The organism is Paraperlucidibaca sp., from assembly GCF_982810325.1.
This window is the reverse complement of sequence record NZ_CEYEMI010000032.1, coordinates 1-20,443: the sequence shown is the minus strand read 5'-3', so window position 1 is coordinate 20,443 and position 20,443 is coordinate 1. Positions and strand designations below refer to the sequence as shown.

At 50.9% G+C, this 20,443-nt stretch carries 19 protein-coding genes and 1 tRNA gene; 11 read left to right on the top strand and 9 right to left on the bottom strand.

Features of this window, described 5'->3' with window-relative positions:
• Positions 1-2 precede the first annotated feature (2 nt).
• From AC3DKE_RS09590 to AC3DKE_RS09580, 3 genes are all read right to left on the bottom strand, one after another.
• Positions 3-87, bottom strand: a tRNA-Ser gene (locus tag AC3DKE_RS09590).
• A 48-nt stretch (positions 88-135) separates the two neighbouring features.
• Positions 136-1,569, bottom strand: coding sequence for a phospholipase D-like domain-containing protein (locus AC3DKE_RS09585; protein WP_487990549.1), 1,434 nt, complete (start codon positions 1,567-1,569; stop codon positions 136-138).
• A gap of 11 nt (positions 1,570-1,580) precedes the next feature.
• Entirely contained in the window at positions 1,581-3,938 is a 2,358-nt protein-coding gene (locus AC3DKE_RS09580; RefSeq protein ID WP_487990548.1) for a carboxy terminal-processing peptidase, read from the bottom strand.
• Positions 3,939-4,016: 78 nt separating this feature from the next.
• On the opposite strand from AC3DKE_RS09580, the gene nagZ reads away from it, so the two are divergent.
• Complete coding sequence (nagZ, locus tag AC3DKE_RS09575; protein ID WP_487990547.1) at positions 4,017-4,901, top strand: beta-N-acetylhexosaminidase; 885 nt, start codon at positions 4,017-4,019, stop codon at positions 4,899-4,901.
• 9 nt (positions 4,902-4,910) lie between these two features.
• Here the strand turns inward: nagZ and AC3DKE_RS09570 are convergent, their stop codons facing one another.
• The 3 genes from AC3DKE_RS09570 to AC3DKE_RS09560 form a co-directional block, all read right to left on the bottom strand.
• Positions 4,911-5,384: a hypothetical protein gene (locus AC3DKE_RS09570; RefSeq protein WP_487990546.1), complete on the bottom strand. Its 474-nt coding sequence runs from the start codon at positions 5,382-5,384 to the stop codon at positions 4,911-4,913.
• Positions 5,385-5,551: 167 nt separating this feature from the next.
• Positions 5,552-6,610: an O-antigen ligase family protein gene (locus tag AC3DKE_RS09565; protein ID WP_487990545.1), complete on the bottom strand. Its 1,059-nt coding sequence runs from the start codon at positions 6,608-6,610 to the stop codon at positions 5,552-5,554.
• A gap of 341 nt (positions 6,611-6,951) precedes the next feature.
• Positions 6,952-7,125, bottom strand: coding sequence for a Flp family type IVb pilin (locus tag AC3DKE_RS09560; protein WP_487990544.1), 174 nt, complete (start codon positions 7,123-7,125; stop codon positions 6,952-6,954).
• Between the two features lie 200 nt (positions 7,126-7,325).
• Here AC3DKE_RS09560 and cpaB point away from each other — a divergent pair, with 200 nt between their 5' ends.
• Genes cpaB through AC3DKE_RS09515 form a run of 9 tightly spaced genes read left to right on the top strand, consistent with a single transcriptional unit; the run spans position 7,326 to position 17,133 of the window.
• Positions 7,326-8,315 (top strand): Flp pilus assembly protein CpaB, encoded by a 990-nt coding sequence (gene cpaB / locus AC3DKE_RS09555; protein ID WP_487990543.1) that lies wholly within the window; start codon positions 7,326-7,328, stop codon positions 8,313-8,315.
• A gap of 50 nt (positions 8,316-8,365) precedes the next feature.
• Positions 8,366-9,556: a type II and III secretion system protein family protein gene (locus tag AC3DKE_RS09550; RefSeq protein ID WP_487990542.1), complete on the top strand. Its 1,191-nt coding sequence runs from the start codon at positions 8,366-8,368 to the stop codon at positions 9,554-9,556.
• Between the two features lie 6 nt (positions 9,557-9,562).
• A complete protein-coding gene (locus AC3DKE_RS09545; RefSeq protein ID WP_487990541.1) occupies positions 9,563-10,780 on the top strand; it encodes a CpaE/TadZ family protein in 1,218 nt (405 codons plus the stop codon).
• Position 10,781: 1 nt separating this feature from the next.
• Entirely contained in the window at positions 10,782-12,056 is a 1,275-nt protein-coding gene (locus AC3DKE_RS09540; protein WP_487990540.1) for a TadA family conjugal transfer-associated ATPase, read from the top strand.
• A complete protein-coding gene (locus AC3DKE_RS09535) occupies positions 12,056-12,934 on the top strand; it encodes a type II secretion system F family protein (RefSeq protein WP_379068660.1) in 879 nt (292 codons plus the stop codon). The genes AC3DKE_RS09540 and AC3DKE_RS09535 overlap by 1 nt, the downstream gene beginning before the upstream one ends.
• A 2-nt stretch (positions 12,935-12,936) precedes the next feature.
• Complete coding sequence (locus tag AC3DKE_RS09530) at positions 12,937-13,842, top strand: type II secretion system F family protein (RefSeq protein WP_379068663.1); 906 nt, start codon at positions 12,937-12,939, stop codon at positions 13,840-13,842.
• Positions 13,842-14,633 (top strand): tetratricopeptide repeat protein, encoded by a 792-nt coding sequence (locus tag AC3DKE_RS09525; RefSeq protein ID WP_487990539.1) that lies wholly within the window; start codon positions 13,842-13,844, stop codon positions 14,631-14,633. The genes AC3DKE_RS09530 and AC3DKE_RS09525 overlap by 1 nt, the downstream gene beginning before the upstream one ends.
• Positions 14,634-14,674: 41 nt before the next feature.
• Positions 14,675-14,947 (top strand): DUF3613 domain-containing protein, encoded by a 273-nt coding sequence (locus AC3DKE_RS09520; RefSeq protein WP_379068669.1) that lies wholly within the window; start codon positions 14,675-14,677, stop codon positions 14,945-14,947.
• Positions 14,948-14,952: 5 nt separating this feature from the next.
• Positions 14,953-17,133, top strand: coding sequence for a pilus assembly protein TadG-related protein (locus AC3DKE_RS09515; protein WP_487990538.1), 2,181 nt, complete (start codon positions 14,953-14,955; stop codon positions 17,131-17,133).
• A gap of 22 nt (positions 17,134-17,155) precedes the next feature.
• Here the strand turns inward: AC3DKE_RS09515 and AC3DKE_RS09510 are convergent, their stop codons facing one another.
• Positions 17,156-17,608: a TadE family protein gene (locus tag AC3DKE_RS09510; protein WP_484217073.1), complete on the bottom strand. Its 453-nt coding sequence runs from the start codon at positions 17,606-17,608 to the stop codon at positions 17,156-17,158.
• Between the two features lie 12 nt (positions 17,609-17,620).
• Entirely contained in the window at positions 17,621-18,085 is a 465-nt protein-coding gene (locus tag AC3DKE_RS09505) for a TadE/TadG family type IV pilus assembly protein (protein WP_484217074.1), read from the bottom strand.
• A gap of 128 nt (positions 18,086-18,213) precedes the next feature.
• On the opposite strand from AC3DKE_RS09505, the gene AC3DKE_RS09500 reads away from it, so the two are divergent.
• Positions 18,214-18,768, top strand: a complete 555-nt coding sequence (locus tag AC3DKE_RS09500; protein WP_487990537.1) for a prepilin peptidase — start codon at positions 18,214-18,216, stop codon at positions 18,766-18,768.
• 49 nt (positions 18,769-18,817) lie between these two features.
• Here the strand turns inward: AC3DKE_RS09500 and AC3DKE_RS09495 are convergent.
• Positions 18,818-20,443, bottom strand: a 1,626-nt coding sequence (locus AC3DKE_RS09495; RefSeq protein WP_487990536.1) for a transcription-repair coupling factor, incomplete at its 5' end; no start/stop codon positions are given.

Genomic DNA, 20,443 nt, shown 5'->3' with positions numbered 1-20,443 from the left:
GGCGGAAGCGGTGAGATTCGAACTCACGAACCCTTTCGGGTCGCCGGTTTTCAAGACCGGTGCATTCAACCACTCTGCCACGCTTCCATTGTGGTGCTGAACGGGGTGGGATACTACCCGTTTGGAGCTGCTGCCTCAAGCCTTAGGCTGTTGATTTTTGCGGTAATCTGCAAAACGACGGCGTGCTATTCGCAATAAATTCACGCTGAGTAGGGCGGCGATAACGGCGACAGGCCAAGCAATGGCCTCGGGTTGCCACAATGCGACTCCCGCGACTACTAAGCCAATCAAGCCCAAGCCGCCTAAAAGGCTGGCATCAGTAGGCCCGAGCTGGCGCGACTCACGTACGGCAAGAGCCATTGCGCGTGAAACACGGAGAGTTGTTGTTGAGCTGTGGTGATGCCGTAGTGAGCGCTTTGTTGGGCGGCGTGGGGCAACGAGTTTGACGCGTTCGGCATCGCTGAGCACGATCTCGGTAGCGTTTTCTAAGTCGTCTAAAAACTGCGACTCCATCACCGCGGCAAAGTCGGCATTTTCGATGGCCAAGTCGAGCTCGTAATTGCCCAGCCAAGATGCGGGATTCAGGTTGGTGGAGCCGATGCGTGCCCAGCAGCCATCGGCCACGGCGGTTTTGGCGTGCAACATGGCACCATTCCACTCAAACACGCGTACACCGGCTAATAGCAGCGGGCGGTAGCTAGAGCGAGCAAGCAAGCCTATCAACGGCAAATCGGAGCTGCCAGGCACGAGTAGGCGCACATCGACCCCATTTTTTGCGGCTTGGCGTAGGCTATCTAAATACGCCGGCGTGCCGACTGGGTAGGCATCGGTAATCCACATGCGAGTTTGCGCGAGGTTGATGATTAGCTGGTCTAAGCGAAATAGCGGGCTGTTTTGGGGGCGACCAGTAATTAGGCGAACGTTCGCGTTTTTTACGGTGAAAGGAAGTGGTGTATTAATGCAGTGTGGCTGTGAGCGCGGCTGCCAATCGCTGCCGGTGAGCTGCCAAGTGTGAGCGAAAGCGGCTTCCATATTGATGACAACTTCACCGGCAACGCGCACGCCGGTGTCGCGCCATGGGGCTTGGTCTGCATGCCCACGCCATTGCGCACTCTGACACCAGCCAGTGATGATGGCCTCGCAGCCATCGATGCTCATCAGCTTGCGATGATTGCGCACCATCCATGCCAATGGCTCGCCAAGGCCGGGCGTGTTGAAACGCCGAAATTCGCCACCAGCGTCATTTAGCTGCCGAACCCAACGCCGGCTGAGCTGATTAAAGCTGCCTAACCAGTCGGCGAGAACCATCACTTGTAGGCCGTCACGCGCGCGTTGGCAGAGCGCAGTGAGTAGGCTGCGGCCCCAGTCGTCGTCACAAATACGGTAGTTTTCAACAATGATGTGGCGCTCTGCGCGAGCAATCATCGCCAATGTGGCGGCTTCATGCTCGCTGCTGTCGCGCAATAATTGCAGGCGGTGGCCGCCTTGCTGAGCGGCACCGGTGGTGCGTTGAAACAGCGCCGATAAGCGCGGATCGGTGAGTGCAGGGGAGTCGCTGGACTCGCTCATGCCATCTCCTATTAGCGATTCACCAAGGGTGAGTCGGCGTTGCGTTTTAAGTAACTGGGCAGGTTACTTGCAGCGGTATTGAGCTGCTGAGCATCCACCAAAACTTCGGCGGCCTCATTCAACAATGCCTGCTCTTCTGGGCGCTCAAAATTGGGGTCGTGATCGGGGTTTTGTGCCTCGAGCTGCTTCTCAACTTCATCCCAAGCTTTGAGCTGCGCTTGCTTTTTCGCCACGCGACGGCGGTTCTCAATGGCTAAACGGCGTTCTTCTAAGGCCTGCTTCTCGCTCAAACGCACCTTCTCGTTTAAGGAGCTAGTGTTCTGCGCTTTAACATCGGCTAGCAGCTTGATTTGCTCATTGAGATAGCGAATGTCCGGGTTTTTCGCCTGCCGCAGCTTCGACGCCTGTTCTAATGCGCCGAGCTTAGATTTCCAATCATCAACTTGCTGATAGCGCGATGGCCGGATCGTGTCCCAAGGCATCGCGTGTGGCAAAGCTGACTCACCAATTTCTTTAGGATCAAAGACTTCAGGGAAGTAAATATCGGGCTCAACGCCTTTATTTTGCGTGCTAGCCCCAGAGATGCGATAGAACTTAGCTTCGGTAATTTTCAGCTGACCATGACCTAAATCACGAATCGATTGCACTGTGCCTTTACCAAAGCTGGTGCCGCCAACGACTAAACCGCGGCCATAATCTTGGATGGCACCGGCAAAAATCTCTGCCGCCGAGGCCGATAAGCGATTGGTCATGACCACCAAGGGGCCGTTATAGCCTACGTCTGGGTTACCGTCGCCCAAGGTTTCTAGGCGGCCTCGAGCATCGCGCACTTGCACGGTGGGGCCTGTGGTAATGAATTCGCCGATCAGGTCATTCACTTCAGACAGCGAGCCACCGCCGTTATTGCGCAGGTCTAAAATCAAGCCTTGAACGCGTGCAGTTTTCAGTTCGTCGATAAGCTTGCGCACATCGCGAGTGGTGCTGCGATAGTCTGGATCGCCATTTTGCTGACCTTGGAAGTCGGCATAAAACGCCGGCAGTTTGATCACGCCAATCTGCTTGGTTTCGCCATTACGAGTGACTTCGATAATCTTTTTGCTGGCGGCCTGATCTTCCAGCGCCACGGTATTGCGCACGATGCTGATGATTTTTCGTGCACCATCATCATTACCACTAGGAATGATCTGCAAACGCACGGTCGTGCCTTTCGGGCCACGAATCAGTTCAACAACTTCATCGATGCGCCAGCCAATGACATCGACCAGGTCCTTATCACCTTCGCCAACGGCAACGATTTTGTCGTTGGGCTTAAGTTGGCGCGCTTTATCAGCAGGGCCGGCTGGTACTAGGCGCACAACTTTGGTGTATTCGTCGTCAGTTTGCAGAACGGCACCAATACCTTCGAGCTGCAAGCTCATATTAATATTGAAATTTTCCGAATTGCGCGGCGAAAAATAGCTGGTGTGCGGGTCGTATGCACCGGTCAGCGAATTCATAAATAGCGAGAAAGCATCTTCGCTGCGGTTTTGGCTCAGGGCTTTTAGCTGTGAGCGATAGCGCCGCGTTAAGGTCTGGATGATTTCATCGTCGGCTTTACCATCGAGCTTTAACGACAGCGCGCCCGAACGCAGGCGGTTGAGCCAGAGCGTGTTCATCTCGGCAAGGCTGCCGATCCATGGCGCATCTTTGCGGTCGTTGAGCAGGCGCTCATTGCCGGTGAAATTGAGTACGCCTTTGCGATTCTTTTCTAAGTTGGTGAGCACAAACTGAAAACGCTCATTGGCGCGTTGTTGGTAGCGGTTAAAAATGGCAAATGCAGGGTCAAGATCGCCGGCTTTTAGCTGGTCATCTAAGCGCAGGCGTTGTGCTTTAAATTGCTCAATATCGCTGGCCAAAAAGTAGACATGTTGGCCGTCTAAATCGTTTAAATAGCGCGTCCAAATATCCGCAGAAAGCGCGTCATTGAGCGGTGTTTTGTTGTAATGCAAAACGCTGAGTTGGCGTGCGACTAAGCGTGAAGCCTTGGCTTGATCGGCGGTTGGCGATAGCTTTTTACTTGCCGCTACTGCCTTTGCTGGCGCTTTTACTGCGGCCTTTGCTGTTGCTTTAGTCGGCTGCGTATTTACATCGGCGGCGTAACACACGGTAGTCACGCTCAAGCACAGCAGAGCGCCGCTTACTCCCACGCCAAGGCGCGATAAGAAAGATAAATTCACAGCACGGGAAAGGGGCGAGACGGGCAGCGTGGGCATAAGCTTCTGGCACTGATTGGTGTGTGGGCGACGATTTTGGCGACGCAGTGTCGCGATGATAGCACCGCTAATGAATTTCTTCAGCGTCTCATCAAAGCGTAGATGAATGGCTAGCACTGCGGTATTGTCAGCGGCTTATTGCATATGCGGCACGCCGCAGTAATTCAGGCACGTGCGCAGTTTAGGAGAGTAACAATGGCGGCAATGTGCGGCCCACTAATGGTGGACGTGGGTGGTTTGACTCTAACGGCGGAAGACCGCGAAGTTCTTGCGCATCCGAATGTCGGCAGCGTTATTTTATTTAGCCGCAACGTGGACACGCCGGCGCAAATTCGCGCACTTACCGATGCCATGCGCGCCGTAAAGCCCGAGCTGCAAATCGCCGTAGACCAAGAGGGCGGCCGCGTGCAACGCTTCCGCGAAGGCTTTACGCGCCTGCCAGCCATGCGCCGTTTTGGCGAACAATACGACATAGACCCACAAGCTGCGATTGCAGCGGCATTTGAGTGCGGCGCCTTAATGGCCAGAGAAGTACGCGAAGTCGGTGTCGACTTCAGCTTTGCGCCCATCTTAGATTTGGATGCTGGCGTTAGTGGCGTCATCGGCGACCGTGCCTTTCACTCGCAGCCAGAGCCTGCCATCGCGCTCTTACGCGGCTTTATGCGCGGCATGAAATCTGCCGGCATGATGACCATTGGCAAACATTTTCCTGGCCACGGTTCAGTGGCCGCCGACTCGCATTTGGCCTTGCCTGTGGATGATCGCTCATGGGCCGAGATCGAAGCCTACGACCTGAAACCTTTCGCTGCACTCGCGACTGAGCTAGACGGCATCATGCCGGCGCACGTGGTTTACCCGCAGGTCGACCCATTGCCCGCAGGCTTTTCGCCATTTTGGCTGAAGACCGTGTTGCGCGAGCAACTAGGCTTTCGCGGCTTAGTATTTTCTGATGACTTGTGCATGGAAGGCGCCGTGGGCGTTGGATCAATTCAGGATCGTGTTGATGTGGCGCTGGCCGCTGGGTGCGATGTAGCACTGATTTGTAATCGGCGGGATGAGGTTTTGCGGGTTTTGAACTAGCGACTTTACTTAGTGATGGCCAGCAATCCGCTCTCGCTTAGGTAGAGTCGGTGGTGGTGAGGGGGCAGCCCGTGTTTCCAGGCCGTCGAGTAGGTCGGGCTGAAAGCCTTTTAGCGTGCTGATATTTAGATTGCTAGGGTTTAGGCCTGTGCGCTCTTTAAGTGTGTTTCGTGCATCACGCTCTTTGCGCCAGGCCAACTCAGCCGAGTGGGCAAGATAAAAAGCAGCGGCAACAAGCACAATGAGAGCGATCAATGCCGTGCTCGGTGCATCTTGCATAGCGGATGGCTGAAAGCTCAGCAGTGAAAAGAACAAAGTAGAAAGTGCGGGAGTTTGCTGCCACACCATAGTGGCAAGTAGCGCGCAAACGGCAGCTAACAGCGGCAGGCCAAACAAAAATACAGGTGAGCGCTTACTGTGCAAATACCAGTAGATTGCCCATTGTCGGTTCACGTCTAGTTGCTTGATATCTTCCAGTTGCATGCTCTTGGCCTAAGATCCCTTTGGTCACATGGCCATGATTAGCCCGAAGTCCGCGTAGAGTGTGGCTGCTCAAAGGAGTGTAGGCACTTTAATGCACACTTGGCAGTAGTTCCTTGGTACTTTTGTGATGAAGTGCAACTGAGGTATGGCTGTAGCTAAGCAATATTCTAGAGGTATTCGCCATGAGCCCAGAATCGAGGGCCATTTGGCTGGCTTATCCATTCACTATTGGTAATGATCTCAATAATGTTTGAGTGCTGAGTGGCTATGATTACGAATATCGCTAATGCAAAAATTGGTGCCTGCAGAGGGCCATTAGATATGGGGGCAGGAAGGCGAGAGAAGACACTTGCAATAAGAGCAATTAATATCATTTGTGAGACTGGGTAGATCATTGCACCGCTCAGCAGGCTATTAATACTGAAAGCAGCAAGGGCTGCAAGCATCGCTGCATCTAGTTCAAGGCGATGCCTCCAAAGGGTATGTAGTAGTCGTAAGCAAGCAGCTGACAGGAGTAGCCCACCAATTAACCCCCATTCGTATAGCCATTGCCAGACGATATTGTGAGGGTGGCTGACTAAGATTTCATCGGCCACATGATTAAATGTACCTGGGCCTATGCCCAACCAGAGATGGTCTAACCAGTTGTTAAATGAAAATAAATAAATTTCTACACGTTGGCTGCTGCCAGTGCGTATGAGGGACTTTGATACTCCATCACCGAGTGTAGCCTGTGTAATTAAGTAGCTTGTAAGGGCAAGTATTAGAATACGCCAAGCGAGTCTAGTCATTTTTGGAGCAGATAAAGTATGAAGTAACGCAAGTCCAACGCAGTAGCCAAGGATATTTGCCCTGCCGTTATCGAGGAGTAAGCCAAATAAATAAAGTGCTGGTAGAAGTAGCGCCAGTAAATGTTGTCGGCGCCGTTCAAATACACTCATGGCTAAAAAAACTAATGGAAGTGTAGCATCACCGTACATGCGGATATTATCAAAGCTGTAATTCCAGGCGCGTACTGGGAAATGTATGGTGAGTTCAGCGATTAATTGAATGCTTGGTATTAAGGGCAGAAGCGCTAAAACTAGCAGCCAATGATTATGCTGGCTGCTTTGCCTGCAGTGCGTTGCTATAAGCGTGCATGATAGCGCGATTAATATAGTGAGGCTAACTTCCTGCAGACCAATGGAAGGCTGAGCGCTGAACAATGCTGAGGTGACTCCGAGCATCGCTGAAATTATCAGTAGCTTAGTGGTGTTTCCTGAGGGAAGCTGTAGTTTATGCTTCCATGCTACAAGGCTAAATATAAAGAATGTTACTACTTGAAGTACACGAAGCTCGTTGTAGTTTTGACCTGAGTAGCCCAGCGAGCTATAAGGTTGGAGAATATATGCTGTGCAGGGAACTAGAAATAGTGCTATCCAGGCAGAGTATGCAAAATATTGATCTTTACTTGGAGGCATTTTCTAAGTTTTACTGGCTAAGGTCAGAGTAAAGCGCTGATTTATATAACATCAAAGCCTAGTGAGGTGGCGAAAATAAATTCGCTACCTCACTATTAGATTTTGGATTATGAAAGCTCGGTGCTTACTTTTGTCATAGTTTCGTTAACTTTGCTGCCTACGAGTGAAAATGCACCAATAGCTGCGATCGAAACCAAAGCCGCAATTAAAGCATACTCAATAACAGTTGCACCCTTTTCATCACGGCGCAGTTTAGCTAGCAACTCTTGTAATTTTTTCATGTGAAGCTCCTGGAGGAATTCTCCGGTATCGTTGCCGGATAGACAACAGTGTAACTATTAACGTCCAACTTTCCAGTGTTAGAGACAGCATTTTGTCGTAAACATGTAATATTTTGTCTTAACTATTGCCAACTATATCCACAGCTTGCGGTAAGTTGATAGGATCCGAATTACGTAAATTTTGCCTGTCTGTGTCAGGGATGTCTATGAATAGCCGAGTGATGATGTTGTTGGCGTTATTGTTAATCATTGGCGCCGGGGTGGCTGGCTATCTGGGGTACAAAACCACAGAGGATGCCAAGCAAGTGGCGCTTGCCGCTGAGCAGCAGGTGGTTGAGGCTAAAAAGAAAGCCGAAATTACTGTGCCTGGTAAAGAGTCAGTCGTCGTGCTTAAGCAGGATGTCGGTCTTTATCATGTGCTAACGGCCGAAGACCTCACCATAGACTACTTGAAAGTAGTTCCGCCGCGTAGTTTCCGAAAAATTGAAGAAGCACTCGACCAGCCGGTGCATACGGAACTGCTGGCCGGCACTATTTTAGAGCTTGGTCATTTGCAGCCTGGCAGCGATGTTGCACGTCTATTAAGAGTAGGTGAGCGCGCAGTTGCTATTCCTGTTAGTGAAGTAATTGGTAGTGGTGGGTTTGTGCAGCCCGGCGACTTGGTCGATGTCCTACTATTTTTGCGTGGTGAACAGGGTGGTAAAGACTCTGCTCAAATTGCCATGCAGTCGCTGCGAGTAGTTAGTTTTGGCTCGGAAATCATTAGCTCCGGTGGCGGTGTAGAGCAAACTGATGCGAAGGCAGCGCGAAAAGAAGCAAGGGGTAGGGCGAGCACGGCAGTATTGGCCGTTACCGAAAAAGACGCTCCGCGCTTATTGCTTATCAGTACCTTGGGTACTTTGCGCTTAGCCATTCGCCCAACAGCTGAAACACTCGCTGACTCGCAGGCGGCGATAGCTGAGGCTAATGCAGATCCGAAAAAAGCAGCGGAGCGCCAGATCGGCGATTCTGTAGCGAAGCAAACTTCAGTGCCTAGCAAGCAGCAGCGCGAGTTTGCTTTAGAGTCTGAGTTCCAGCCGACCTCGGCTAAACCACGAGCGCCGGCGCGCGCACGTAGCGCTCCTTCGGCACCAAAAGATCCGCCTGTATTGATTTATCGTGGCTTAAACGCCCAGCAGGCCACGCAATGATGATTTCCGCCTACCCAATGCTTCGCCGTTCTATGGCGCAAGGAAATTCTATGACTATGATGTCCAAGCGTTGGTCATCTTTTGCTCTGTCTCTCATGCTGGTCGGCTTTAGTGCGTCAACTCAGGCTGCGGAGGCGGGCTGTTTTGCGCCAGGCACGGAGTTGCCTAGTGTTTACAGCTTAGTGGAGGGCTCGCAAGAGACCATTACCATGCCGGGGCAAATCACTCGTATTTCAATTGGCGAGCCAACAATAGCCGATGTCGCGCTAATCGATAGCAAAACCGTGCTTTTGCAGGGCCGTAAAGTTGGTAGCACGAGCTTGTTTGTTTGGACCAAATGCCAGGCTGAGCCGCTACGTACACAAGTAGCCGTGCTGTCGCCGCCTAGCGTGGCGCAAACGTTGGCACCGCAAACGCCTGAAGAGCTAGAGGCTTTGCCTTCCCAAGTGCAGGTAGACATTCGCTTTGTAGAGCTGAGCCGCAGCCGTTTGCGTGAGTTAGGTGTTGAGCTTAATCGTTTAACGAGCAATTTTGGCGTGACCACAGCAGCGGCTTTAAATAATCCGTTTAGTCTTTTTCTGCAAAAATCCAATGGCAAGCTGTCTGGTGCCATCGATATGCTAGAGCAGTCAGGCTATGCCTATACACTAAGTCAGCCCTCGCTAACGGCCATGAGCGGCCAGTCAGCGACGTTCTTAGCTGGTGGCGAAGTGCCAATTCCCGTGCCGAGTGGTACAGATGGCACTGTGACCATTGAATACAAAGAGTTTGGCGTGCGCTTGTCCGTAACGCCTACAGTGCTGAGTCGCTCACAGGTTAGCCTGAAAGTAGCCCCCGAAGTTAGTGAGCTAGATTTTGCTAATGCCGTCACGGTTAATGGCTCATCGGTTCCCGCCTTACGCGTGCGCCGTACCGACACCACCGTTTCTCTAGGTGATGGCGAGAGCTTCGTTATTAGTGGCTTGGTGTCGCGCACGATGCGAGACAATGTCAGCAAGTTCCCAGGTTTAGGTGATATCCCCGTGTTGGGTGCATTTTTCCGTTCCACCAGCTTTAACAGTGAAGACAGCGAACTACTGATGATAGTAACGCCTCACTTGGTTAGTCCCATTGCCGCTGGCGCACCGACGCCAAAACTTCCTGGCGATGCTTGGCGTCGCTATGAACCAGAAACGTTACCCTTGTTTTTTGATCGTGCTAGATCCCCCTATGGCGACACACCAATTGGTTTTTCAAGGTAATTAGTCATGGCTGCTAAAGATCTATCCGTAGTAATTATCACAAAGCATCGTGAGCAGTTTGACTGGTTGTCTAGCGCGCTTGAGGGTACTGCCGAAGTCGTTATGTCGCAGCAGAGTGAGCTGAATGATGTATTGCAGCTCATCACCATGGCGACTGCCTCCATCGTTTTTGTGCCTATTCGGCGAGACGACTGGGTGGCCGATGTTCAGTTTATTGAGGGCCTGATGGCTGCTAGCCCATCATTGGCATGTGTTGCCGTTGGGCAATCGATTGATCAGGAGCGCTTACTCGGTGCCATGCGCGCTGGTGCGAAAGACTTTATTACTTTTGATTCGCGTCCAAGCGAAGTCGCTGGGCTGGTTCGCCGCTTAGGTGAGCGTGTGCCTGATGCCATTGAAAACCCGATGCGCCAAGGTAGCTTGGTGGTGTTGGCGAGTGAAAGGCCGGTTCTGCAATCATCGTTTCACGCGCTACATATAGCGGCCGCTATCCAAAAAGCGACACCCGAGGCGAAGGTGTTGGTCGTCGATATTGGCGTGCCATTTGCCGAAGCGCAGCTACTATTTGGCTTGGAAGGTCAGTTCAGCTTTATAGACACGCTGCGTAACTTGCGTCGCCTTGATCAAACTTTGGTTGAAACTGCATTCTCGCGGCATAAGTCGGGTGTGCGGGTGTTGTCGGCACCAGCTGAAGGCCTAAATATTCCTGAAATCACTACGTCAGAAATGTTTCTACTAGTTGGCACGCTGCGCAGTTTATTTACGCATGTGGTGTTCAACACCTGTGGCTTGCCAACGGTAGACATGACTGAGCTATTGATTGGTAATGCTAACCACGTGGTTTTTGTTGTTGATCAGTCGATTACGAGCTGCCGCGCGGGCTTGGATCTTCAAGCTCGCTTGCGTCAAATTGGTGTGCCTATGGCGGATACCATCGTGGTAGTGGACCAGTACCAACCTAAGATTTCGCCAGATTCTTCTGCTATTGCTAAATCATTTGGTAGTAGCAAGTACATAGAGCTACCAGCAGCTGCTGAAATTCGTCTGCGCGCGATGAATATTGGTCAATTATTATTTGAGCTAGCTCCGCAAGAGGTGCTGGCCAAGCGTTATCGTGAGCTGGCAGCTATGATTCAGCTGCCAGCCATTGCCAAAAAAGCGGGCAAAAACTCTGCTGATCAAGGTTTCCTTTCTAAGCTTAAACAGACGCTGACAGGGGCCTGATATGGCAGGCTATATTCCTGGCGGCCGCCTTTCTCCGAAGAAGGTCGATGAAGATATTGCGAATATTAAATTTCGCTTTCATCGCTTCTTAATCGCGCGCGTTGACGATGACCACTTCAATATTTTGGAAAGCACACGGCAAGCTATTTTTGACTACGTGCAAATCAAACTGAGTGCTTACGTTAACGATAACTCATTGCCATTGTCGCGTTATGAGGCCGACCGCTTAGCTGAAGAGCTAGTCGATGAGCTGGTTGGTTTTGGCCCTATTGAGCCCTTGCTGCGTGATAGTTCAGTCACTGAAATCATGGTCAACGGTGCGACTAAAATTTTCTACGAGCGCGATGGTGTGATTCATCGCAGTCAGCTCTGCTTTGTCGATGACAACCACGTCGCTCGCGTTATTCAGCGCATTTTGGCACCTATTGGCCGGCGGCTCGATGAATCTAGCCCAATGGTCGATGCGCGCATGCCTGATGGCAGCCGTGTCAACGCCATTATCCCGCCAATTGCGCTCGATGGCCCAAGCATTTCGATTCGTAAGTTTCGCCGTGATTTGCTGCAGGCGAATGACTTAGTGACCTATCGCTCAGTTAGCGAAGACATGTTGCAGTTTATTAAGAAAGCGGTTGCTCAACGCGCCAATATCTTAGTTAGCGGTGGTACCGGCACTGGTAAGACCACTTTTCTCAACGTGCTGTCGAGCTTCATTAGTCATCACGAGCGTATCGTTACCATTGAGGATACTGCTGAGCTTCAGCTTAGTAATGATCACGTGGTGCGCCTTGAGACACGCCCACCGAATGCCGAAGGCTTTGGCGAAGTGAGTGCTCGCGATCTCATTCGTAACGCGCTACGTATGCGCCCAGATCGCATCATTGTCGGTGAAGTACGTGGCTCTGAGGTCATGGACATGTTGCAGGCGATGAACACCGGCCACGAAGGCTCGATGTCGACCTTGCACGCCAACTCGGCGGCGGATTCATTGCTGCGGATGGAAACCTTAGTTGGTCTGTCGGGGCAAAAAATATCAGAAGCGACACTGCGAGCTATCATTGTTTCTGCGGTCGATATTGTTGTGCAGCTAACACGATTACCAAATGGCCGCCGCTGTGTGTCAGAGATCACCGAAATTGTCGATCTTCGCGATGAGCAGTACGTGACTAACCCGCTGTTTAAGCTTGATCGTGTGACCGGCGAGCATCAGCGAACAAGTAGCGGGCCAGCAAAACCGCGTGTCATCGAGCTGATGCGTCAAGCCGAGGCTTTGCGCTAATGATTATTTTTGCCTATGTCGCCGTTGGCTTATTTATGTGCCTTGGCGCTTTATATTTGATATGGCTCGGGCAAAAACAAGCGCAGGAAGAGGCGGTATCTAAGCGTTTGGCCATAGCTGGTGTGAAGACCTTGGAGCTCACAGGTAAAGACTGGTTAACAATCCAACTTGAGCGCGCTGGCATAAGCTTGCAGGCGACGCATCGACGCATGATTGGCTTGGGCTTTGGCGTGTTGTTGCTATTGGTGGCGCTACAGTTTGGTATCTTGGCATCTGTGCTTTTAGCTGTAACGTTATTGCTCTTTACATGGGCAGCAATTAGCACGATTTATCAACGCCGCATGAGCCAAATTGTCACGCAGTTACCACGCCTACTTGATCAAGTCGTGCGCATGATGCGTACGGGGAAGACTTTAGCTGACAGCTTTATCATTGCTACCAAAGAGGCTGATGAGCCGCTGAAAACCGTGATGCTTAAGCTGCAGCGCAATATCAGCCTAGGCATGTCCATTCCTGAGGCCTTTACTGACTTGGCCGACACCTATGCCTTGAAAGAGTTGCAGGTATTAGCCCTAGGTGTGAGTGTGAACTCACGCTTCGGTGGTAGCTTGATTGATCTGCTGAACAACATCATTACTTTGATTCAGCAGCGCGAGCAGTTGCAGCGCCAGCTAAGGGCCTTTACCGGTGAGACGCGCGCCAGCGCTGTGATTTTGTCGGCGCTACCACTACTAATTGGTGCCTTCATGCTCATTAGCAACCCAGACTATATCTATCAAATGATTGATGATCCTACCGGCAAGCTAGTACTGATGGGTGCGGCAGGTATGCAGGCTGCAGGCATGTTGGTCCTTTGGAAAATGCTGAGGAGCGTTTAGCAATGAATGCTTACTATGGCGGCGTTATATTTTTATTGATTGTGGTGGCTGCAGCCGTGACGATTTGGTTGGCTTTGCGCATAGCAGCAGAGCGGCGTTTGGTAGAGCGACGGCTAACAACGCGAGGTAACGCAAAAGAAGACGCACGCTTACTAAGTCTTCGTTTCTCTGAGCTATTTGACGATCAAGAGCGCATCCGTAAACACATCAATAAAGACAGCGAATTAGCTTTAGCGATGCACCGCGCTGGCTATCGCTCTGCAACTCAACGCGCCATGCTCTACGGTGTGCAAGTGGTTTTGCCGCTTGTAGCCATTGCCTTGACTGGCCTGTGGGTGCTGATTCATGGCTACTCGCAAAACTCACTGCTTATTGGCATTTCAATTGTCATTTTGAGTGTGCTTGCGCCAAAGCGCGTCATTAATTCAAAAGCTGAGGATCGCTTAAAGCTGATCGATGATGAGCTTTCGCTATTTATACAAATGCTGCGAATTTTGTTCGATGCGGGCTTAGCTGTAGAGCAGGCGCTGCGTGTAATGGCGAAAGAGTCGAGTGCCATTCTGCCTGAAATGGTATTTGAGCTAACACCGATATTACGCCGCGCCGAGCAGGGCTTGGATTTAGAAAGTGAGCTTGGAAGCTCAGCTGAAGCGCTAGACCATATTGGCTATACTGACGTCATGGTCATCGTGCGACAAATGATTAAGCAGGGTGGTAGTGCTCGCGCCTCGTTAACAAAGCTAATTGAGGTGATGGAGAGCCGTCGCCTCACCGACCTGCAAGAAAAGGTCAGTAAGCTTACGGCGAAAATGACGGTAGTCATGGTCGTGTTTTTCTTCCCTGCGCTACTCATTTTGCTAGCTGGCCCAGGCTTTATTTCTATTGGTGACGCCATGGGGGATATGTGATGCGCGCTTTCGTTGTAGCAGGCTGCATGCTGATGCTCTCTGCTTGTCAGACCCCTACAGCTGTGCGCGACATCAATAGCCCTGCACCATATAAAGCATCTCCCAAGCAAAGTGCTTCACGCCTAGCTGCGTCGACAGCTTCAGGCATCAGTATCCCGCGAGTTGACTGTGGTGCGACCTTAAGCCCTGCCGATGAGCTTACGCGTAATGTCGTCTCCGAGCGCGTGCGCGAAGGCAGCTACTATGCAGCATTAGCTGAAGTGCAAAGTTTGCCTGCGTCCGTGCCTGCTGTGGCGGTGTTGCGCGCCGACATCCTGCGCCGTTTAAAATCTCCGGAAGCACGTCAATGGTACTTGGCTATGCGCGACCGCTGTGTTTCAGCCGATGCCGATCACGGCCTTGGCCTCATCGCCGCCGATGCTGGCGAGCTTGCCTTGGCTCATCGTTACCTACAGCAGGCTGCCAAAGCGCGCCCCAGCAGCGCTAATTTTCGCAATGACCTAGGCTTCGTTGCCATGCTCACTAGCAATGATCAGCAAGCTGAGTTCGAACTTCGCACAGCCTTCGAGCTAGCGCCTGCAGACCGAAAGCCTGGTTACAACCTGATGGTGCTATCGTTGTTAAAGGGTGATCGTGCCAATTGGTGGTTTTGGCGAGAGCGTTTAGCGCCTACCGAAAATGAGCGTTTAGATTTGCTTAAAAGCTGCCGCGAAATGATGCGCCAACGCCAAGCTGCGACTTCAGCAATTGTCGGCCAGCAACAAAACTGTCCTATTAATCCATTGTCATAAGGCGTAAGGCTAATGATAGTTCGTCTTGATGAGGTGACCCAATGAAACACATTCACATACTGGCATTTGCTCTGGCCGCAAGCGTAGGCTCTTTTGCCCTAGCCGATGAAGCCACAAGCAGTGACCCAATCATCGCTCCGGGCCAGCAAACAGACGCATGGCTGAATGCGCAAAGCAAAGGCACCATGGCCTCTGAAAATATACAGGCCGCGAAAGGCATACAGCGCGATAAAGCCGCTGAGCGCTTTATGAAAACTTACGACTATGCCATTAAGGAAAGTTATTACGGCGATAACTTTAAGCCAGGAAAATAATACTAATGTCCAAGCTAGCCTTTTCTAGCAACAGTGCGCTAACTCAGCGCCAGCGTGGGGCAGTCATGATTATGACCGCCGGCTTCATGCTGCTAGGTGTGTTGTGCTTGGCGCTAGTTGTGGACACTGGCCGACTGTATATGGAGAAGCGCAGTCTTCAGCGAATTGCGGATGTAGTAGCACTAGAAGTTGCCTCGCGCGAAGGATGTAAAAAAAATGCTGATGGCAACACAAACGTAGATGGCCTTGCCAATGAGGGTTTAGCGCGCCAAACAACTCATTCAGGTATTGCGGTTGATGCTGATTGTGGCACGGTCGCAGGTGCAGCTAGAGTATTTTCAGTATCGGATGGCGGACAATATGTTCGTGTCACAGCAAGTAAGCCTAATGTGCCGGCAAGCCTTATTCTAGGTGGAATGTTTACCGATCCTGTGAGTTTGCAAGCTAAAGCGGTAGCCGTCAAAGGTGTGCCAAGCCTTGCACAGCTGACAATTAGAAGTGAATTAGCATCAATAAGCAGTGCTAATAGCCCTTTATTAAACCCAATCGTCAATGGCCTTTTAGGAGGCAATTTAAATCTTTCGGCGATGAGTTGGGATGGTCTAGTTGGTACAGATTTAAACGTACTGTCTTACCTTGATGCTATTGCACCTGAGCTTAGTCTTGCTGTTGGTGATTACGATGCAGTATTGAGTGCACCAATTTCAGTTGGAAAGCTCGCAGAAATTACTGCTAACGTACTGGACAAAGACGGCGTAGCAAACTCTCAGGTCGCATTTAATAGCTTGAGACTATTAGAAGGTGCGGTTGGCCCTGCTAATCTTACTTTGGGGCAGCTATTGGGGCTGCAAGCAGGAACGCCTGTCGGCACGGAAGCTACCGTCAACTTATTTCAATTAATGCAAGGTGGGATAATTCAGGTGGCAAATGGTAGCAACTTTGTAAATACAAGTTTGCCACTAAGTTTGCCTGGAGTAGGGAATATCTCTCTAAAAGTTAAAGTGTTGGAAAAGCCACAGCTGTCAGCCATTGGCGACCCATCCTTAATTGCTGAAAAACCAATACTTGTGAGGACTGCCCAGACTCGTGTCTTAGTAGGAGTGCAGTTGGATGCACTAAACGGCACATTATCCGTAATCACAGATATTTTGAATAGTTTAAATAGCTCGCTACCAGTAATTACCGAACTAGTGAACTTTCTTAATTCAGCCAGTCTAAGTAACTTAGGTGTAACGCTCGTAACAGGCGTTGGTAATTTACTGGGTGGAATCACAAATTTACTTTTTAATATTTTGGGTGGGTTATTTAATAACGTTTTGCCAGGAATGCCTTTAAATACATCTGTGTGTAGTGACAACTGCCCATCGGCAGGTGTTACTTACGCAAATGTTGGGACGATATCTGTGGGAATTGGTATTGGTGGCGCTGAAGCATCGGTTACTGGCCACTCATGCGGCAATGGCGATAAGGTGCTAAATGTGAATGCACGATCATCAATAGCGGCACTGGCGATAGGAAAATTCGATGATTCTGTCTTTTTTAGCTCAAGTCAGCCAGTTATTGCTCAAGCTGCACCACTCGTTGAGATCGGCTATAAAGAATTAAGGCCTGCTTCGTGCACTGCAACTCGAACATGTACTAAGCCTTTTGGAACTTGCTTGCCACTTACGTATTCTCCATGGGTAACTACATGCAATGGACAGCAATGGAAGACAGATAGTAACGGTTGGTCTGGCTCTGAAAGTAAAGCTAAGAAAACTATTATTGTTGGCTTGGGCTTGAAAGCCAATGCTCCTAGTATTGGTAATGCGGCAGTGACATCATTAATTTACGAGGATAGCCCTAACTCTACATATCTTCCTAATATTGGGCATGAGCCATATTTTGAGAATATATCCAGCGATAGTATTATAGAAAGCTTAGATAACACCCTCGGTGGGGTTAATGTCAGACTTTACAATACGCTAGCTAATAGTTCATTACTTGGAGCAAGCATTAATTTAGTGGCGCAGCCACTTTTGAATGGTTTAATAAGTACCCTTCAAAATTTGGTTAGAAATACACTTGCACGTATTCTTGATCCAGTTATTAATACCTTACTTGATTTGCTAGGGGTTAACTTAGCGAATGCGGAGGTTGGTGCTAATTTAACTTGTGGCCAAGATGGCGTTAGGTTGGTCAACTGAGTGGGGTCAGCTAACTGATTTATTAATTTAATCGAAGTTTAGCTGCAGAGCTAAGCGTGGCTGGTAAGGCGGGGATTGTTCCAATACCCGGAAGGTTGATGATTGGCTTTAGTGGCGCATTAGCGGCATATGGTTGAGAAACAATTACTTCAAAGTTGCAAGGGGCGACCGAGCAAAGTGTGACACTGCTAGTGTAGCCTTGTCGCCAACTAGTTGGCAGGCGCTCCATTTCTTGAGCAACTGCAGCTTCAGCCTGTACTTTTCTTTGGGTACCATCACCGTCATCTAACGGGATCATGGCGCCTACACGGGCACCCTCAGCACTCGCCCGATGCATGGTTTGCAGCACAATCAATGGAGCAACATAGCAAACCAATGACCAAAATACGGCCCATACAATTGTAAAAACTAATGCGAACTCAATGACAGCGACACCGCGCTGTGTCGTTTTATTTCGATAGGCACGTTTGAGCATATGTATGACCTGCTAAATTGACCTGCTGAGGCGGACGGTTGTCTTGGCTGTATAAGGGCCAAGGTTTGGAATGCTGGCACCAAGCAGGTTTAAGACGGGAGTAATACATCCTGCAGTTACCCCTAATCGGCAGCCGGGATACTCTAGAGTTATAGTCATTGCACTGTAGTTTACGCCACTTAAATCTTGGCTTTGCACATAGCTTACTGTCGACACTAGAGTATCGCGGAACTTCTGTGGAAGCACTTCGAGCCGCTCATTTAGAACGTTTTTAACTCGGGAATCCTCGTTCACAACATCCTCATAACGTACAGCATCTCGTGCAGCTTCAGCGACAGCATGATTCATGACTTGATATAGAAAAAATGGCAACGCATAACTGATGATTGCCCAGAAAACTGCAAACAGCAGCGCGAATACGATCGAAAACTCGATGGCCACCGAGCCACTTTGGTCTTTGCGAGATACTATTTTCATGGTGCGCCTCATGACCACATCTCTCTTGAAACAATACGCCTACTATAACGCGCGCTGAGCTGTGGTTGTGTAACTGGCTTGTTATTGAGTGTGCGGTGTTATGGACAGTGCTTGCGGTATGAATAAGCATGTCGAATTATACTTTTTTGAATGGAGCTTTTTTGATGGGGCTTACGGAGCTACTTATTCCACTGTGGTTGCTAGCCTGTGCCTTGAGTGACTGGCGTTCGCGGCGAGTGCCAAACGCCTACACCTTTGGTTTTCTCTTTGCCGCAGCCGCGAGTTTGCTGCTGCAAGGACAGGCTTTGAGCGGCACATCTTGGCAGAGTGGTTTACTGGGCTTTGCTTTTGCGGGGCTGATTACTTTGCCGGGATTTGTGCTTAATCGCTTGGGCGGTGGCGATGTTAAGCTGCTGGCTGGGCTGGGCTTGGCGACAGACCCATTGACGGTAGTGGTGACGTTTGTGGTGGGTACTCTGGTATTAGTGATTGTGGCACTAGGCCAGCGCTTGATGGTGCAGCGCGCCGATACTATGCGCCAAGCCGCTACACCTATTAGCCCAAAAGCAGAGCCTTTAAGCCCTGAGGAAGAGCTTGCCAAGAGAGAGTGGCCATTTGTTCCGGGGCTATTTATTGGCTACTTAGTGGCTACTTTTGCGCTACCGTATTATTTGGCGGGATAAGATGACTGAGGAAGGCTTGTCTAAATAAAGCCTACTGAGTCTGATTGCCTCAATTCGCTAGCGCATCGAGCAAGCCATTTACCGCCCTTAAACGACCGGCAGCATCGCTCATTACCTCTGAGAAGCGCAGTTTATCGCCACCTTCTAGTTTGTATTTTTTCGGCTGCTGCTGAATCAGCGATATTAGTCGGCGTGGATCGATGCTGGTGTCTTGCGCAAAGTCGATGCGGCCGCTGCTTGGCCCGGCGTCGATTTTGCGAATGCCCAAGGCATTGGCTCGCAGGCGCAATAGGCTTACAGCAAATAGGTTTTTCACCGGCTCGGGTAGTAGGCCAAAGCGGTCGATCATTTCCACCTGCAGTTCGTCGAGTGCGTCTGCGCTGTCGGCGCTGCTGATGCGTTTGTACATGAGCAGGCGGTTGTGGACATCGGGTAGATAGTCGTCGGGAATGAGTGCCGAGACGCGCAAGTTGATGTCGGCGGCGAGCTCAAAGGGCTGATCGAGGTTGGGTGTATGGCCGCTGCGAATGGCCTTTACGGCGCGATCGAGCATTTCCATATAGAGCGTGAAGCCGACACTGTGGATGTCGCCACTTTGGCCTTCGCCCAAGAGTTCGCCGGCGCCCCTGATTTCCAAATCTTGCGATGCCAGCGCAAAGCCCGCACCTAAGTCGCCAGCTGCAGCAATAGCCTCTAAGCGTTTTTCAGCATCGCCAGTGATCGATTTGTGTGGCGGTGTGAGCAAGTAGGCATAGGCCTGATGATGCGAGCGCCCAACGCGGCCACGGAGCTGATGCAGCTGAGCCAGGCCGAGCTTGTCGGCTCTATCCATGATGATGGTATTGGCGCTGGGCACATCGATGCCGGTCTCAATAATCGTTGAGCACACCAAGATATTGAATTGCTTATGATAAAACTGGCTCATGACCTGCTCGAGCTCACGTTCGCGCATTTGACCATGGGCAACACCAATACGTGCCTCGGGCACTAAGCGGCCAAGTTCCTCAGCTGTTTTCTCGATGCTATCGACTTCGTTGTGCAGGTAGTAGCACTGACCACCGCGCAGCAGTTCGCGCAGGATGGCCTCTTTAATCACCGCTTCATTGGTCTCGCGCACAAAAGTTTTCACCGCCAGTCGGCGTGCCGGTGGCGTGGCGATAATCGATAAGTCGCGCAGGCCGGAGAAGGCCATATTCAGCGTGCGCGGGATGGGCGTGGCGGTGAGTGTGAGCAGATCGACCTCGGCTCGGCGCTGTTTTAACGCTTCTTTGTGACGTACGCCAAAACGGTGTTCTTCATCGACAATGATCAAGCCGAGCTGCTTAAAGTGTACATCGGGCTGTAAGAGTTTGTGGGTGCCAATAAGGATATCGACTTGGCCATTGGCGCAGGCTTCCAATGTGGCTTTTTGCTCTTTTGCGGATTGAAAACGCGAGAGGCCATCGATGCGAATGGGCCAGTCGGCGAAACGGTCGCGGAAGTTTTCGACATGCTGCTGAGCGAGCAGAGTGGTTGGTACCAAGACTGCAACTTGCTTACCTGCTTGCACGGCGACAAAGGCCGCACGCATGGCGACTTCGGTTTTACCAAAGCCCACATCGCCGCAGACTAGGCGGTCCATTGGGCGTTGCGAGCGCATATCGGCCAAGGTGCTGAGAATGGCAGCGGCTTGGTC

Excerpts from the sequence above, each read along its gene's own strand:
- AC3DKE_RS09585 (WP_487990549.1), bottom strand. The coding sequence starts at position 1,569 with ATGAGCGAGTCCAGCGACTCCCCTGCACTCACCGATCCGCGCTTATCG.
- nagZ (WP_487990547.1), top strand. The coding sequence starts at position 4,017 with ATGGCGGCAATGTGCGGCCCACTAATGGTGGACGTGGGTGGTTTGACT.
- AC3DKE_RS09570 (WP_487990546.1), bottom strand. The coding sequence starts at position 5,384 with ATGCAACTGGAAGATATCAAGCAACTAGACGTGAACCGACAATGGGCA.
- AC3DKE_RS09565 (WP_487990545.1), bottom strand. The coding sequence starts at position 6,610 with ATGCTCGGAGTCACCTCAGCATTGTTCAGCGCTCAGCCTTCCATTGGT.
- AC3DKE_RS09560 (WP_487990544.1), bottom strand. The coding sequence starts at position 7,125 with ATGAAAAAATTACAAGAGTTGCTAGCTAAACTGCGCCGTGATGAAAAG.
- cpaB (WP_487990543.1), top strand. The coding sequence starts at position 7,326 with ATGTCTATGAATAGCCGAGTGATGATGTTGTTGGCGTTATTGTTAATC.
- AC3DKE_RS09550 (WP_487990542.1), top strand. The coding sequence starts at position 8,366 with ATGACTATGATGTCCAAGCGTTGGTCATCTTTTGCTCTGTCTCTCATG.
- AC3DKE_RS09545 (WP_487990541.1), top strand. The coding sequence starts at position 9,563 with ATGGCTGCTAAAGATCTATCCGTAGTAATTATCACAAAGCATCGTGAG.
- AC3DKE_RS09540 (WP_487990540.1), top strand. The coding sequence starts at position 10,782 with ATGGCAGGCTATATTCCTGGCGGCCGCCTTTCTCCGAAGAAGGTCGAT.
- AC3DKE_RS09535 (WP_379068660.1), top strand. The coding sequence starts at position 12,056 with ATGATTATTTTTGCCTATGTCGCCGTTGGCTTATTTATGTGCCTTGGC.
- AC3DKE_RS09530 (WP_379068663.1), top strand. The coding sequence starts at position 12,937 with ATGAATGCTTACTATGGCGGCGTTATATTTTTATTGATTGTGGTGGCT.
- AC3DKE_RS09525 (WP_487990539.1), top strand. The coding sequence starts at position 13,842 with ATGCGCGCTTTCGTTGTAGCAGGCTGCATGCTGATGCTCTCTGCTTGT.
- AC3DKE_RS09520 (WP_379068669.1), top strand. The coding sequence starts at position 14,675 with ATGAAACACATTCACATACTGGCATTTGCTCTGGCCGCAAGCGTAGGC.
- AC3DKE_RS09515 (WP_487990538.1), top strand. The coding sequence starts at position 14,953 with ATGTCCAAGCTAGCCTTTTCTAGCAACAGTGCGCTAACTCAGCGCCAG.
- AC3DKE_RS09510 (WP_484217073.1), bottom strand. The coding sequence starts at position 17,608 with ATGCTCAAACGTGCCTATCGAAATAAAACGACACAGCGCGGTGTCGCT.
- AC3DKE_RS09505 (WP_484217074.1), bottom strand. The coding sequence starts at position 18,085 with ATGAAAATAGTATCTCGCAAAGACCAAAGTGGCTCGGTGGCCATCGAG.
- AC3DKE_RS09500 (WP_487990537.1), top strand. The coding sequence starts at position 18,214 with ATGTCGAATTATACTTTTTTGAATGGAGCTTTTTTGATGGGGCTTACG.